The sequence below is a fragment of the Enterobacter sp. PL1 genome, assembly GCF_945957325.1.
Taxonomy (GTDB): Bacteria; Pseudomonadota; Gammaproteobacteria; order Enterobacterales; family Enterobacteriaceae; genus Enterobacter; species Enterobacter roggenkampii.
In genome coordinates this window covers 36,933-50,396 of sequence record NZ_CAMFKT010000022.1, presented here as the reverse complement: position 1 = coordinate 50,396, position 13,464 = coordinate 36,933, and the positions used below count along the sequence as shown (strand labels likewise).

18 protein-coding genes and 1 pseudogene are annotated in these 13,464 nt (G+C 54.3%); 9 read left to right on the top strand and 10 right to left on the bottom strand.

Annotation, left to right across the window (positions count from 1 at the left end):
- Nucleotides 1-4: 4 nt before the first annotated feature.
- Genes N6P30_RS18530 through N6P30_RS18520 form a run of 3 tightly spaced genes read left to right on the top strand, consistent with a single transcriptional unit; the run spans nt 5 to nt 2,903 of the window.
- The gene (locus tag N6P30_RS18530) at nt 5-1,018 is read left to right on the top strand and encodes an ABC transporter ATP-binding protein (protein ID WP_023292231.1); all 1,014 of its coding nucleotides are present in this window, start codon (nt 5-7) and stop codon (nt 1,016-1,018) included.
- Nucleotides 1,015-2,019 carry a murein tripeptide/oligopeptide ABC transporter ATP-binding protein OppF gene (gene oppF, locus N6P30_RS18525; RefSeq protein WP_008502789.1) on the top strand — a complete coding sequence of 335 codons (1,005 nt, stop codon included), beginning with the start codon at nt 1,015-1,017 and terminating at the stop codon, nt 2,017-2,019. The genes N6P30_RS18530 and oppF overlap by 4 nt, the downstream gene beginning before the upstream one ends.
- Nucleotides 2,020-2,033: 14 nt before the next feature.
- Entirely contained in the window at nt 2,034-2,903 is an 870-nt protein-coding gene (locus N6P30_RS18520; protein WP_008502790.1) for an ion transporter, read from the top strand.
- 31 nt (nt 2,904-2,934) lie between these two features.
- Here the strand turns inward: N6P30_RS18520 and N6P30_RS18515 are convergent, their stop codons facing one another.
- Together N6P30_RS18515 and cls are read right to left on the bottom strand one after the other, a co-directional pair.
- Nucleotides 2,935-3,264 (bottom strand): HI1450 family dsDNA-mimic protein, encoded by a 330-nt coding sequence (locus N6P30_RS18515; RefSeq protein ID WP_023292232.1) that lies wholly within the window; start codon nt 3,262-3,264, stop codon nt 2,935-2,937.
- A gap of 33 nt (nt 3,265-3,297) precedes the next feature.
- Nucleotides 3,298-4,758, bottom strand: a complete 1,461-nt coding sequence (cls, locus tag N6P30_RS18510; RefSeq protein WP_008502791.1) for a cardiolipin synthase — start codon at nt 4,756-4,758, stop codon at nt 3,298-3,300.
- A gap of 144 nt (nt 4,759-4,902) precedes the next feature.
- Here cls and N6P30_RS18505 point away from each other — a divergent pair, with 144 nt between their 5' ends.
- The 3 genes and pseudogenes from N6P30_RS18505 (at nt 4,903) to N6P30_RS18495 (ending at nt 6,869) form a co-directional block, all read left to right on the top strand.
- Nucleotides 4,903-5,076 (top strand): YciY family protein, encoded by a 174-nt coding sequence (locus tag N6P30_RS18505; RefSeq protein ID WP_021240326.1) that lies wholly within the window; start codon nt 4,903-4,905, stop codon nt 5,074-5,076.
- Nucleotides 5,077-5,187: 111 nt separating this feature from the next.
- The gene (leuE, locus tag N6P30_RS18500) at nt 5,188-5,823 is read left to right on the top strand and encodes a leucine efflux protein LeuE (protein ID WP_008502792.1); all 636 of its coding nucleotides are present in this window, start codon (nt 5,188-5,190) and stop codon (nt 5,821-5,823) included.
- Nucleotides 5,824-5,916: 93 nt separating this feature from the next.
- Nucleotides 5,917-6,869 (top strand): annotated as a pseudogene (locus tag N6P30_RS18495) (GNAT family N-acetyltransferase).
- A 41-nt stretch (nt 6,870-6,910) separates the two neighbouring features.
- On the opposite strand, the gene N6P30_RS18490 reads toward N6P30_RS18495, so the two are convergent.
- Nucleotides 6,911-7,207 carry a YciI family protein gene (locus N6P30_RS18490; RefSeq protein WP_008502794.1) on the bottom strand — a complete coding sequence of 99 codons (297 nt, stop codon included), beginning with the start codon at nt 7,205-7,207 and terminating at the stop codon, nt 6,911-6,913.
- A gap of 220 nt (nt 7,208-7,427) precedes the next feature.
- On the opposite strand from N6P30_RS18490, the gene tonB reads away from it, so the two are divergent.
- Nucleotides 7,428-8,150 (top strand): TonB system transport protein TonB, encoded by a 723-nt coding sequence (tonB, locus tag N6P30_RS18485; RefSeq protein WP_023617069.1) that lies wholly within the window; start codon nt 7,428-7,430, stop codon nt 8,148-8,150.
- 38 nt (nt 8,151-8,188) lie between these two features.
- Here tonB and yciA read toward each other — a convergent pair whose 3' ends face one another.
- The 4 genes from yciA to N6P30_RS18465 all read right to left on the bottom strand — a co-directional run bounded on the left by yciA (nt 8,189) and on the right by N6P30_RS18465 (nt 10,457).
- Nucleotides 8,189-8,584 carry an acyl-CoA thioester hydrolase YciA gene (gene yciA / locus N6P30_RS18480; RefSeq protein ID WP_008502796.1) on the bottom strand — a complete coding sequence of 132 codons (396 nt, stop codon included), beginning with the start codon at nt 8,582-8,584 and terminating at the stop codon, nt 8,189-8,191.
- A gap of 104 nt (nt 8,585-8,688) precedes the next feature.
- Nucleotides 8,689-9,228, bottom strand: coding sequence for a septation protein A (locus N6P30_RS18475; RefSeq protein WP_023292235.1), 540 nt, complete (start codon nt 9,226-9,228; stop codon nt 8,689-8,691).
- A 55-nt stretch (nt 9,229-9,283) separates the two neighbouring features.
- Complete coding sequence (locus N6P30_RS18470; protein ID WP_023292236.1) at nt 9,284-10,027, bottom strand: YciC family protein; 744 nt, start codon at nt 10,025-10,027, stop codon at nt 9,284-9,286.
- A 25-nt stretch (nt 10,028-10,052) separates the two neighbouring features.
- On the bottom strand, nt 10,053-10,457 hold the full coding sequence (locus N6P30_RS18465; protein WP_021240310.1) for a YkgJ family cysteine cluster protein: 405 nt from the start codon (nt 10,455-10,457) through the stop codon (nt 10,053-10,055).
- Between N6P30_RS18465 and N6P30_RS18460 the strand changes: the two genes are divergently transcribed.
- The gene (locus tag N6P30_RS18460) at nt 10,350-10,625 is read left to right on the top strand and encodes a hypothetical protein (RefSeq protein WP_162790894.1); all 276 of its coding nucleotides are present in this window, start codon (nt 10,350-10,352) and stop codon (nt 10,623-10,625) included. The two genes, N6P30_RS18465 and N6P30_RS18460, sit on opposite strands and share 108 nt — an antisense overlap.
- 114 nt (nt 10,626-10,739) lie before the next feature.
- Nucleotides 10,740-11,372, top strand: coding sequence for an outer membrane protein OmpW (gene ompW, locus N6P30_RS18455; protein ID WP_008502800.1), 633 nt, complete (start codon nt 10,740-10,742; stop codon nt 11,370-11,372).
- A 46-nt stretch (nt 11,373-11,418) separates the two neighbouring features.
- On the opposite strand, the gene N6P30_RS18450 is transcribed toward ompW, so the two are convergent.
- From N6P30_RS18450 to yedE, 3 genes are all read right to left on the bottom strand, one after another.
- Nucleotides 11,419-11,757 carry a hypothetical protein gene (locus N6P30_RS18450; RefSeq protein WP_071530987.1) on the bottom strand — a complete coding sequence of 113 codons (339 nt, stop codon included), beginning with the start codon at nt 11,755-11,757 and terminating at the stop codon, nt 11,419-11,421.
- Nucleotides 11,758-11,883: 126 nt separating this feature from the next.
- On the bottom strand, nt 11,884-12,117 hold the full coding sequence (gene yedF, locus N6P30_RS18445; RefSeq protein WP_003856774.1) for a sulfurtransferase-like selenium metabolism protein YedF: 234 nt from the start codon (nt 12,115-12,117) through the stop codon (nt 11,884-11,886).
- On the bottom strand, nt 12,114-13,325 hold the full coding sequence (gene yedE, locus N6P30_RS18440; protein WP_023292238.1) for a selenium metabolism membrane protein YedE/FdhT: 1,212 nt from the start codon (nt 13,323-13,325) through the stop codon (nt 12,114-12,116). Before yedE ends, yedF begins: the two co-directional genes overlap by 4 nt.
- Nucleotides 13,326-13,464: the final 139 nt, after the last annotated feature.

The window sequence follows — 13,464 nt, the reverse complement described above, 5'->3', positions numbered from 1 at the left end:
CGTCATGACAATGATTGAAACGGCAACCGCGCCACAGGCGCAGCAGCGGAGCGACCTTCTGCTGGACGTAAAAGATCTTCGCGTCACCTTTAAGACCCCGGACGGGGATGTGACCGCCGTGAACGATCTTAACTTCAACCTGCGCGCGGGTGAAACGCTCGGTATCGTGGGGGAATCTGGTTCCGGTAAATCCCAGACCGCCTTTGCGTTAATGGGCCTGCTGGCCGCTAACGGTGTGATTGGCGGTTCCGCAAAATTCAACGGTCGTGAAATCCTCAACCTGCCGGAGCACGAGCTGAACAAGCTGCGCGCCGAGCAGATCTCGATGATTTTCCAGGATCCGATGACCTCGCTGAACCCGTACATGCGCGTCGGTGAGCAGCTGATGGAAGTGCTGATGCTGCATAAAGGTCTGGGCAAAGCCGAAGCCTTTGAAGAGTCGGTCAAAATGCTCGATGCGGTGAAAATGCCGGAAGCGCGCAAGCGTATGCGCATGTTCCCGCACGAGTTCTCCGGCGGTATGCGTCAGCGCGTGATGATTGCGATGGCGCTGCTGTGCCGGCCAAAACTGCTGATTGCCGACGAACCGACCACCGCGCTGGACGTTACCGTTCAGGCGCAAATCATGACCCTGCTGAACGAGCTGAAGCGTGAGTTCAACACGGCGATTATCATGATCACCCACGACCTGGGCGTGGTGGCGGGCATCTGTGACAAAGTGCTGGTGATGTATGCCGGTCGTACCATGGAATACGGCAAAGCGCGTGAGGTGTTCTATCAGCCAGCCCATCCTTACTCGATCGGCCTGCTGAACGCGGTGCCGCGTCTCGATGCGGAAGGGGAATCCCTGCTGACCATTCCGGGCAACCCGCCAAACCTGCTGCGCCTGCCGAAAGGCTGTCCGTTCCAGCCGCGCTGTCCGCACGCGATGGAAATCTGCAATAGCGCACCGCCGCTGGAAGAGTTTGCACCAGGCCGTCTGCGCGCCTGCTTTAAGCCGCAGGAGGAGCTGGTATGAACGCATTAGATGAAAAACGCAATGTCCTGCTCGAAATTGCTGACCTTAAAGTGCATTTCGACATCAAGGACGGCAAACAGTGGTTCTGGCAGCCGTCGAAGACCCTGAAAGCGGTGGACGGCGTCACGCTGCGCCTGTATGAAGGGGAAACCCTGGGCGTGGTGGGCGAGTCCGGCTGCGGTAAATCGACCTTTGCGCGCGCCATTATCGGTCTGGTAAAAGCCACCGACGGCAAAGTGGCCTGGCTGGGTAAAGATCTGCTGGGCATGAAGCCCGACGAGTGGCGCGACGTGCGCAGCGATATCCAGATGATTTTCCAGGATCCGCTGGCGTCATTAAACCCGCGTATGACCATCGGTGAGATTATTGCCGAGCCGCTGCGGACCTATCATCCGAAGATGTCCCGCCAGGAAGTGCGCGATCGCGTTAAGGCGATGATGCTGAAAGTCGGGCTGTTGCCTAACCTCATCAACCGCTATCCTCACGAGTTCTCCGGCGGTCAGTGTCAGCGTATTGGTATTGCGCGCGCCCTGATCCTTGAACCGAAGCTGATTATCTGTGATGAGCCGGTTTCCGCGCTCGACGTCTCCATTCAGGCGCAGGTGGTTAACCTGCTGCAGAAGCTGCAGCGCGAAATGGGGCTGTCGCTGATCTTCATCGCGCATGACCTGGCCGTGGTGAAACACATCTCTGACCGCGTGCTGGTGATGTATCTGGGGCACGCCGTGGAGCTGGGCACCTATGACGAGGTGTATCACAATCCACTGCACCCTTACACCAAAGCGCTGATGTCGGCGGTGCCGATCCCCGATCCCGATCTGGAAAAGAATAAGACCATCCAGCTTCTGGAAGGGGAATTGCCTTCACCGATTAACCCGCCGTCGGGCTGTGTCTTCCGCACGCGCTGCCCAATGGCCGGGCCGGAATGTGCGAAAACGCGGCCGGTTCTGGAAGGCAGTTTCCGACATGCGGTTTCCTGCCTGAAAGTAGACCCGTTATAATCGCAAGGGCTGACATGATGTCAGCCCTTATTTTTTGCGAGGTCACTGTGTCGCGTTTATTCACGTCAGCCCGTCGGCGGCTTTATCATGTTTTATTCGATCCTGAAACGGTATCCGGACGGCGCTTCGAGGGTCTTTGTGGTTTATTTGCGCTCCTCAGCGTGGTTATCATCTTTATTGAATCGGGTGCCGGGACGCAATACCACCTGACGTTTGACGAATGGCATGTCTTTGTCTGGCTTGAGCTGGCGATTACCCTGGTGTTTACCGCTGAATATCTCCTCCGAGTGATTGCCTGGCCTAACCCGGCCCGATATGTTTTCAGCTTCTGGGGATTTATCGATTTAGCCACCATTCTGCCGCTCTACGTCATGTGGCTGTGGCCGGAAATCAGCCTGAGCTATGTCTTTGCCTGGCGAGCGATGCGCGTTATTCGCGTATTACGTATTCTGAAATTACTGCGCTTTATGCCCTCACTGCGCATATTCTGGAGCGCAATCGTCAGCGCCCGTCATCAGCTTATTCTGTTCTATTCGTTTATTGCCATTGTCATGATTGTTTTTGGCGCACTGATGTATCTGATTGAGGGGCCGAAATATGGCTTTACGACGCTCAATGCGTCCGTCTACTGGGCGATCGTGACCGTAACGACCGTGGGGTACGGGGATATCACGCCCCATACGCCGCTGGGGCGAATTGTGGCCTCAGTGCTGATTTTGATTGGCTATTCGGTCATTGCCATTCCGACCGGGCTGATTACCACGCACATGAGTAGCGCATTTCAGAGCCGCAAGCAGCAGCGCAAATGTCCGCGATGTCATCAGGGGGAACATGAACTCAACGCGCGTTATTGTCACCGCTGTGGGAATCCGTTGCCGGAGTAAATAAAAAAGGCTGCAATCGCAGCCTTTATTATTATTCGCGCCAGAGAATATGGCACAGCTTGTGGTCTTTCTCACGGCAGAGCAGGACGCGAGCGAAGACATCATTAATTTCGCCACCGTCTTCATCGGCCAGCCCGATCACCACTTCGGCGAAGAAGTCAGGGTTCAGGTCGAAATCCACATGCTCAGCCCAGTCTTCTGAAGGGTCGAACAGTTCGGCACCGCCGCGCTCTTCGAACTGCAGATTAAAGAGGATCACGTCTGCGGGATCGAGGTTATCAACCGCCAGTTCGAGAAAAATGTCATAGGCCTGCTCGAGCGTTTCGTCTTCGGTCAGGCGATTGTTCAGATCCATTTCCATGATGACTACCTGTTTAACATCGTTGGGCACGTTTTACAGCAACGGACTAAAGAAGTAAAACAGTCGTTCGGCAATTCTCTGCCACAGCGGACGTTTTACCCACAGTCTGGCATCCAGCAGCCGCGAGCGGGAGATATAATCATCCTGCACCGCCGCGAGATCGCCGCCAAAGCCGGCATCATCAATAACCAGCGTGATTTCAAAGTTGAGCCACAGGCTGCGCATATCCAGGTTCACCGTTCCCACCAGGCTTAACTCGCCGTCGACAAGCACGCTCTTGGTATGGAGCAGTCCGCCTTCGAACTGGTAGATCTTCACCCCTGCGGCCAGCAGTTCGCTAAAGAATGCCCGGCTGGCCCAGCCCACCAGAAGGGAGTCATTTTTGCGCGGCAAAATAATGCTCACATCCACGCCGCGCTGCGCCGCGGTACAGATCGCGTGCAGGAGGTCATCGCTGGGAACAAAGTAGGGCGTCGTCATGATCAGATATTCACGCGCCGAGTAGGTCGCCGTCAGCAGCGCCTGATGAATCAAATCCTCCGGGAAGCCCGGGCCGGAAGCAATGGTATGAATAGTGTGACCGCTGGCCTCTTCAAACGGCATAATATTGCCGTCCGGCGGTGGCGGCAGGATGCGTTTGCCGGTCTCTATCTCCCAGTCGCAGGAGTAGACGATGCCCATCGAGGTGGCAATCGGCCCCTCCATGCGCGCCATCAAATCCACCCACTGACCCACGCCCGAGTCCTGTTTAAAGAAGCGCGGGTCAACCATGTTCATGCTGCCGGTGTAGGCAATATAGTTATCGATCATGATCATTTTACGGTGCTGACGAAGGTCCATCCGGCGCAGAAACACGCGCAGGAGGTTAACCTTCAGCGCCTCGACCACTTCGATACCGGCATTGCGCATCATCCCTGCCCAGGGACTGCGGAAAAATGCCACGCTGCCCGCAGAGTCAAGCATCAGACGGCAGTGAATGCCGCGTCGCGCCGCGGCCATCAGGGATTCCGCGACCTGGTCAGCCATCCCGCCGGGCTGCCAGATATAGAAAACCATCTCGATATTATGACGCGCCAGCTGGATATCGCGGATTAACGCCTGCATAACGTCGTCGGACGAGGTTAGCAGCTGGAGCTGATTACCCTTAACGCCGCCAATCCCCTGACGGCGCTCGCACAGCTTAAACAGTGACGAGGCGACGCTGCTGTTCTCCTCGGCAAAGATATGCTTGCAGGCTTTAAGGTCGTTCAGCCACTTCGCGGTGGAGGGCCACATGGCGCGGGCCCGCTCGGCGCGGCGTTTACCGAGATGAAGCTCACCGAAAGAGAGATAGGCGATAATTCCCACCAGCGGCAGGATGTAGATGATCAGAAGCCAGGCCATGGCAGAGGGTACGGCTCTGCGCTTCATCAGGATGCGTAACGTCACACCCGCGATTAACAGCCAGTATCCCAAAATGACCAGCCAACTCACCACGGTGTAGAAGGTTGTCATAGTTAAAAAAATCCTTTTGAAAGCGTATTGTTATGAGTGTACGCATCAGGATTCATCTGGCAAATAAAAACGCCAGGTAAAAGCGCTGGTTTGCAGCCGGGTTGGGTTTATAATGGCGTCTCTGTTTGAGAAAGAGTTGTAGACATGAAGCGCAGTAGAACAGAAGTAGGGCGCTGGCGCATGTTGCGACAGGTGAGTCGTCGCAAGGCTCGTTGGCTGGAAGCACAATCCCGCCGCAATATGCGTATTCACGCCATCAGAAAATGTGGAATGACCCGGCACCGCAACGCGTTGCTGTTCGCCGTCCAGGATATCTGAGTACCATGAGGGCACCGTAATGGTGCCCGCTGATTTTATAAGGTCTGATTTTTGGGAGTAGCGTGGTTGCAGCGCTATTCCGGTTGTGTTGAGCAAAAGGAGGGAGAAGAAGTGTTTGCGGAGTTTGGCGTACTGAATTTCTGGACGTATGTTGTTGGCGCGTTTTTTATCGTGCTGGTACCGGGGCCGAATACCCTGTTTGTGCTTAAAACGGGAATTGGACACGGCGTTAAAAAAGGGTACCTGGCCGCCACGGGTGTATTTATCGGCGATGCGGTGCTGATGTTTCTTGCCTGGGCGGGCGTCGCGGCATTAATCCAGACCACGCCGGTACTGTTTAATATCGTGCGCTATCTCGGCGCCTTCTACCTGCTGTGGCTGGGCGGCAAAATGCTCTGGTCGGTCATTACCCGCCAGAATCACGCTCAGGAAAGCGGCACCGAGCCTGCCAGCACGATCATGAAACGTTCGCTGGTGCTGAGCCTGACGAATCCAAAAGCGATTCTGTTCTACGTCTCGTTCTTTGTTCAGTTCATCGACGTGAATGCGCAGAACACCGGTACCTCTTTCCTTATCCTCGCGACGACGCTTGAGTTGATAAGCTTCATGTACATGAGCTTCCTGATCTTCTCCGGTGCATTTGTCACGCGCTATCTCAAAACGAAAAAGAAACTGGCAAAGCTGGGGAACGGGCTGATAGGGCTGCTGTTTGTCGGGTTTGCGGCGAGGTTAGCGTCGCTGCACTGATGTATGAAAGGCTCCTGCGGGAGCCTTTTTCATTGTGTTTGACAATCCCTCACCATTTAGTTGTATAGTGCAACTAAATGGTGAGGACATAATATGCACAGCGAAACCCCGGTAGTCAGTGTTATTCGACGTTCCTCGCGCCTGATGGTGCGAGAGTTAGGTTTTATGGGTTCTACCCTGGCCTCAACGAATTATTCGCCTTCGGCCGTCCATACTCTGGTCGAAATTGCCCTACGAAAAGAGATGACGGCGAGCCAGCTGGTACAGCTGCTGGGCCTGGAAAAGTCCAGCGTCAGCCGGATGCTGGCTCGCCTGATTGCCGCAGGTGAACTCGAGGAGGTCATTTCTACCGAGGATGCGAGAGCAAAGAGCCTCAGGCTGACCGCGAAAGGTCACGAGACGGTCAATAAAATTAATACCTTCAGCAATGAGCGCGTGGTCACAGCAATAAAACGTCTTGCTCCTGCCCAGCAGCAGACCATTTCTGAGGGGCTCTCCTTTATGCCAACGCGCTGCTGGCGTGTCGGGAGGCGGGCAATGATATGCAGCCCGATGAGCTGAAGATAGTGCAGGGGTATATCCCGGGCATGATTGGCCGTATCGCGGAGATGCATGGCAGTTATTATTCGCGGGAGCATAATTTTGGTCGTTTCTTCGAGGCCAAAGTGGCTTCGGGGCTGGCTGAGTTTAGTGAAAGACTGGAGAAGCCCTGTAACCAGATTTGGCTGGCGGTACTCAACGACAAAATTGTCGGCTCGGTGGCGATAGATGGCGAGGATCTGGCGCCGGGTGAAGCCCATCTTCGCTGGTTTATTCTTGATGATGGCTGCCGGGGGCACGGCGTGGGGAAAAAACTGCTGAATGAAGCGATGCGGTTCTGCGACAGCGCTGGTTTTTCAGCTATGCACCTCTGGACGTTCAATAAGCTGACCGCCGCCAGGCGTCTGTACGAGTCGTATGGGTTTACGCTGGTAAAAGAGTGGGAAGGCGATCAGTGGGGAAGCCTTATTACAGAGCAGCAGTTTACCCGGCACAGCGGCGCGTAATCGCCACCCTAAAAAAGGCTCCTTTCGGAGCCGCTTTGGTATCAGAACACTTTTTTATACGGTCTCACCGTCACTTTTGCATACACGCCCGCTGCAACGTACGGGTCTGCGTCAGCCCAGGCCTGAGCGGCTTCCTGGGATTCAAACTCAGCAATGACCGTGGAGCCGGAGAAACCGGCAGCACCCGGATCGTTGCTGTCTACTGCGGGCATGGGGCCAGCGGTCAGTAATCGGCCTTCATCCTGAAGCAACTGCAAACGTGCCAGATGCGCAGGGCGCACAGACTGGCGTTTTTCGAGCGAATCAGCAACATCTTCAGAGTAAATCACGTAAAACACGGCGAAGCTCCTTAACCGATAAAAGTGTCAGTTACGTTATGTGAAAGGGCAAACGACTGCAATGTAAAATAAAAACAATGTTAATACCCTGATCTGTATGCGCCTTTTTTGGCCTCTTGGGCGCTAAAATTGCGTCAGAGCAAAGTGTCTTATTGAATATGATTGCTATTTGCATTTAAAATCAGGGTTCGGTTTTTTAACGTTGATGACTATGACTTCGATGACCCTTGATTTACCTCGCCGCTTTCCCTGGCCGACGCTGCTTTCTGTCGTGATTCACGGTGCCGTTGTGGCGGGTCTGCTGTATACCTCGGTTCATCAGGTTATTGAAATGCCCGCGCCGGCGCAGCCGATCTCGGTGACGATGGTCTCGCCAGCGGATCTTGAACCGCCGCAGGTTGCCCCTCCGCCGCCACAGCCGGTGGCTGAACCGGAGCCAGAACCCGAGCCCGTTCCGGAGCCGCCGAAGGAAGCCCCGGTGGTGATCCACAAACCTGAACCGAAGCCAAAACCTAAGCCGAAGCCAAAGCCGGTGAAGAAGGTCGAGGAGCGTCCGAAACGCGAGGAACGTCCGGTTGAACCGCGCGCGACCCAGCCGGTCGAAAATGCAGCGCCTTCACGTCCGGTGATGAACAATACGGCAACGACGTCAAAGCCAACCGTAACCGCGCCAGCGGGCCCGCGCGCCGTAAGCCGCAATCAGCCTCAGTACCCGGCGCGAGCTCAGGCCTTGCGTATTGAAGGGCGCGTACGGGTGAAATTTGACGTCACTGCGGATGGCCGCGTGGATAATGTGGAAATCTTGTCTGCGCAACCTTCTAATATGTTTGAGCGCGAAGTGAAATCTGCCATGCGCAGATGGCGCTATGAGCCAGGCAAGCCGGGCAGCGGATTGATCGTCAATATTGTTTTCCGCCTGAACGGCGGGGCGCAGATGGAATAAAAAAAGCCTCCGAAAGGAGGCTTTTTTTTGCCTGTCGATCAGGCCTGCGGAAGCTGACGAGGTTTACCCTCGCTGTCCACGGCGACATAAATAAACAACGCTTCAGTGGCCTTATAGCGTTGCCCAATCGGCTCAGAAGAGACTTTCTTCACCCAGACTTCGATGTTGATGGAAATGGAGGTATTACCGCGCTTCACGCAGCGCGCGTAGCAGCAAACCACATCACCCACCGCAACCGGGCGCAGGAAGGTCATGCCGTCCACTCTCACGGTGACCACGCGCCCGTGGGCAATCTCTTTTGCCAGAATTGCGCCGCCCATATCCATCTGCGACATCAGCCAGCCGCCAAAAATATCGCCATTGGCATTGGTGTCAGCGGGCATTGCCAGTGTGCGTAAAACCAGTTCGCCCTGAGGGGCGTTAGTTGTTGTCATTGTTTTAACTCGTAACGGAAGACTTCAGGCGGGATGCTACTATGATTCGTGTGCGGAGAGAATAGACCAGAACGCCCGTCGTTGACGTTCTGGTCAGTCAGTAATCAGTGGTTGTCGTCCTGCGGCATATGACGATAGATGTATACGCCGCTTAACAGCGTGAAGATAAGCGTCAGCGCGGTCAGGCCAAAGACCTTAAAGTTGACCCAGATATCCTGCGGCAGCCAGAAGGCGATATAGATATTAGCGAGACCGCAGAGAATAAAGAAGATTGCCCAGGCGGTATTCAGACGCGACCAGACCACCTGCGGCAGCGTTAGTTCTTTACCTAACATGCTCTGGATAAGGGGTTTTTTCATGAACCATTGACTGAACAATAGCGCTGCTGCAAACAACGCATAAATAACAGTCACCTTCCACTTAATAAATTCAACATCATGCAAGGCAATGGTCAATCCACCGAACACCGCCACTAAGATGAACGTAATAAGCGCCATTTTTTCGACTTTGCGATAGCGAATCCAGCTGTAGATCAGCACAACGGCGGTCACAACGATTAATGCTTTTGTTGCAGCAAAAATGTCGTACAACTTATAGATAGCGAAAAACACCGCGAGCGGTAAAAAATCAAGAAACTGCTTCATTCTGTGATTCCATCTTCTGAGCGGGGCGGGAGACAGCGATGCCCCCGCCTCGGGATTACTGACGAATTAACATATACAGGCGGAACAGATAGACGAGCAGTACCGCTGAAATGAGATTGCTCAGCGTATTCGCCACCACGGCGCCGACGTTAGGCGTTAATACCGCAAAATTCGGCGCAAACAATAACAGCAGCGTTTTGGCCAGCAGCCAGCCGATCACGGCGGGCGCCACCAGACGCATATTAGCCCATGCCAGTCTGATGCTGCTGCGCATCGCGGTAAAAATTCCCATCTTATCCTGCACAACCATCACCGGCGCAAATGCGAGCACGATAGCCAGTAAAACGCCCGGCACCACGACCAGCATAATCCCCATTTGCACCAGCATCGTGGTTAAAAAGATCAGGATAAACAGCTTAGGTAAGACCGGTGCACTCGCCCCAATCGCGCGTAAGGCGCTGACGCGGTGACCCGCCGATACCAGCTGAATCATCAGCAAAACGCCGCCCGCCAGAATTGCATTACCAATCAGGCCTGAGAACGTGGACGCGGCAGAGGCGCGCAGCAGGATTTGCTGCTGCTCCGGCGTCATATTTTGCACCAGCTCAAACAACCCCACGCTACCCGCAAGATGGTCGCCCTGGCTCAGGCTGGCAATCTGTTCTTCACTCGGTGAGAAGGCATGGCCCAGCACCACCGTGATAAAGGCGCAAAGCAACGCGATCAGTAAAAAGGTAATGAACTGATTGCGGAAAAAGTTTCCCGTGTCACGGTAGACAGACTTCGCCGTGATAGACATGCACTCTCCTTGAGTATGGCAGGTGTTAATTAGCCGGCAATTGTACACCGGATGCACCTGCTGTGGCAGCATCAAGGCTTGTATGGAAAAGCATATCTTTGTAAAGCGGCGGTAATCCAACCCGCGCGCGGGCGCGGTTACAGGCTTCGTTGACCTGGCCATCCTCCCCCGACATGGCAAATTCCCGGCACGGGCTGGGGCGATCCTCATAGATGGAACATCGGGTCGAGACCCCAGGCTCACCCTGTAGCGCCACACAGCGGGCCTGCTTTTGGTTCGTGCCGCTCATGCAGCGCAAAAAGGGGGTTAACGGCTCGGTAAGATGAACCGGAACGGTACCACCGCCATCGCTGGCTTCGGCCCAGTAGAAAGAGACTCGAAAATACGCACAACAGGCTCCGCACGTCATGCACGGGTTGATATCACTCATGGCACACCTGCAAAAGAAGAACGCATCAAATCAATTTGTGAGAGCGATAAATTATCCAGCCGCCAGAGGAAGAGCAAGAGGGGGAAAAGGGAAAATTTTGTAACCGTGAAATGCCAAAAATTGACATGGAAACAACTTATTGGTTTTGAGTGCGTAACAAAAAATTAATCCAGATCAATGAATGTTAAGTTACTGGTTTTAATGTGATCTGTGGCAGATCACTTATTACTCTTTTGTGAGTATATTCTCATCCGCGATTAAAACCACAACGATGGAGCGGATATGAAAAAATTAGCGGTGGCAGCCCTTGTATTAAGCAGTCTCTCTGGCGGCGCGTATGCGCATGAAGCAGGCGAATTCTTTATTCGTGCCGGTTCGGCTACGGCTCGCCCAACTGAAGGTTCGGATAACGTGCTGGGAATGGGCGGTTTTAACGTCAGTAATAACACCCAGTTAGGTTTAACTTTCACCTATATGGCGACGGATAACGTGGGCGTTGAGCTTCTGGCTGCAACGCCGTTCCGTCATCGCGTGGGCCTCGGGCCTACCGGTGATATCGCCACGGTTCACCATTTACCGCCAACGCTGATGGCGCAGTGGTACTTCGGTGACTCAAGCAGCAAGGTGCGTCCTTATATTGGCGCCGGTGTGAACTACACCACCTTCTTTGATGAGAAATTCAACGATACCGGTAAAGAGGCGGGTCTGACGGATCTCAGCCTGAAAGATTCGTGGGGCATGGCGGGGCAGGTTGGCCTGGATTATCTGATTAACCGCGACTGGCTGATCAACGCCTCGGTCTGGTATATGGATATTGATACGGACGTACGCTTCAAGGCGGGCGGTCAGCAGCAAAGTATCAGCACTCGCCTGGATCCGTGGGTGTTTATGTTCTCTGCGGGTTATCGTTTCTGATCCCCCGTCAAACTGGCCACAGGGTGGCCAGTTTGCTTTGATCACGTCAAAACGACGGATAAACCGGCCGCTCATCGAGCTTTACGCAGTGCCTCAGGATCGTTTCCCCATCATATAAATAGCTGAAAGCGTCGCTGGATACGGAATGGAAGAGAATATCGCCGTTGGCAAACGGGATCATTTCGGTATCACCCGCACGTTTATGCCCCGCACCGGTTTCAAAATGGCCGCGCCACCGTTCCTGAGTATGGTCATAAACGTGCAGAATAACCTCGACAAGTCCTCTTTGCGGACAATTAAGGCGCAGGAAGGTAGAAGAGAAATTCAGGGACAGCGCGTGGAAGGGAATCAATAAGGCGAAGACCAGTAAAGCTCGTAAATACATCAAACCGCGAAAACCTCTTTCAAAAGGGAAATGAGATTTTACTTAAGTCATAAATAACGTTTTTGCCGTGGATCAAGATGTCTTATAATTCAATACGATAAAGGCCCCTGACGAGGCCCTTAGCGATCATTTTTGAATCAGATAGCGAATGGTTGGGCCATCCTGCTGGATATCCAGCACCGTATAACCGTGGTTTTTCGCATCCAGCGGTATGTTGTTGATGGACTGCGGGCAGTCGCTGACCACCTCCAGAATTTCACCTTTCTTAAGCTGCGGCAGCGCTTCAAGCGTAGCCACCGCCGGATATGGACAGGGCTCGCCAACCATATCCAGACGATAATCAGGCACGATCTCTTTCATGCTGCATTCTCCTGCGTTTCTGTTTTAACGCCCGCACGGCGGAAGAAACGTCTCTCCTGTGCGACGACCAGTAAAAAAGCGACCAACAGCAGGGCGTAGGTGACGAGCAGGCCGCCGAGAGGCCCGAAGGTATTCAGCAGGTTGACCTTGTCCCAGCGGGTGGCCAGGACGGGAGACACGTCATCCCAGCAGTACGCCAGGATCGTCGAGCCAATCACATTGCCCAGACCTACCCACCAGTAGTGCACCTGACCTTCGACGGCGCGATACATCCAGCCGGTTTCACACCCGCCAGCCAGCACGATCCCGAAGCCGAACAGCAGGCCGCCAATGACCGCGTTAGGACCGGCCCACATGATTTTCGGTTCGACGCCCAGTTGGACATAGCTGAAGATGCCGATGGCGCTGACCGCCATCCCGGCGATAATCGCCTTCGCCATCATCGTGCGCCCGGTGATCCACATATCGCGAAACGCGGAGGTGAAGCAGATCTGCGCGCGTTCAATCAGCAGACCAAAACCCACACCGAACAGCATCGCCAGACCGAGCTTAGGCTGGTTCAGGGCGGTGCAGAGCGCCCATGCCACCATGGCGAAAAAGACCAGCATTCCGAGGCGGAAACGTCGGCGGGCCTGAGAGGGCTTCTGGGTTAACGGAGACGCTGCGCTGACTTTTGTCATTTTCACTGGAATACGAAACAGCGGCAGCAGGGTGAATTTTGCGCCAAAGTAAGAGCCGATGGCCGTGGCGATGGCAAAGAACCAGGCGTGAAGCGAAAACTGCGGGATCCCGGTAAAGAAGGCGGCAAGGTTACACCCCATCGCCAGACGCGCGCCGAAACCGGCAATCATGCCGCCGATAACCGCCTGCAAAATGCGGATCCGGCTTTTGGGCATACGCAACTTAACGTTATTTGCCCACAGCGCGGCCGCGAAACAGCCGCCGAACATGCCGATAATCATCATCCCGTCGATGCGGGTAAGCGGCGTACCGTCGAGGTGGATGAGCTTAAAGTATCCCCACTCTTCGGCATGCACGCCAGCGAGTTGCAGCAATTGACCACCCCAGCGGGTGAACTCGCCGGTCACGGCCCAGAAGGTGCCGGTAATGCCAAAATAATAAGTAGAGAGAATGCCTGCCGCGATAACGGCCGGAACGGGTGACCAGAACTTAACCAGGTAAGCCTGTTTGAAGGATTGCCATGACATGAATAAGCCTCTGAACTCAGAAGGATTAAAGATAAAAAAGAGTCCAGATCATACGCTCACACGACAGTTTGAAAAGCCATTCACACCGAAAATATCGATAGGATCAATTTTGATGTCATTCTTTGTTGAAGACGGGGAA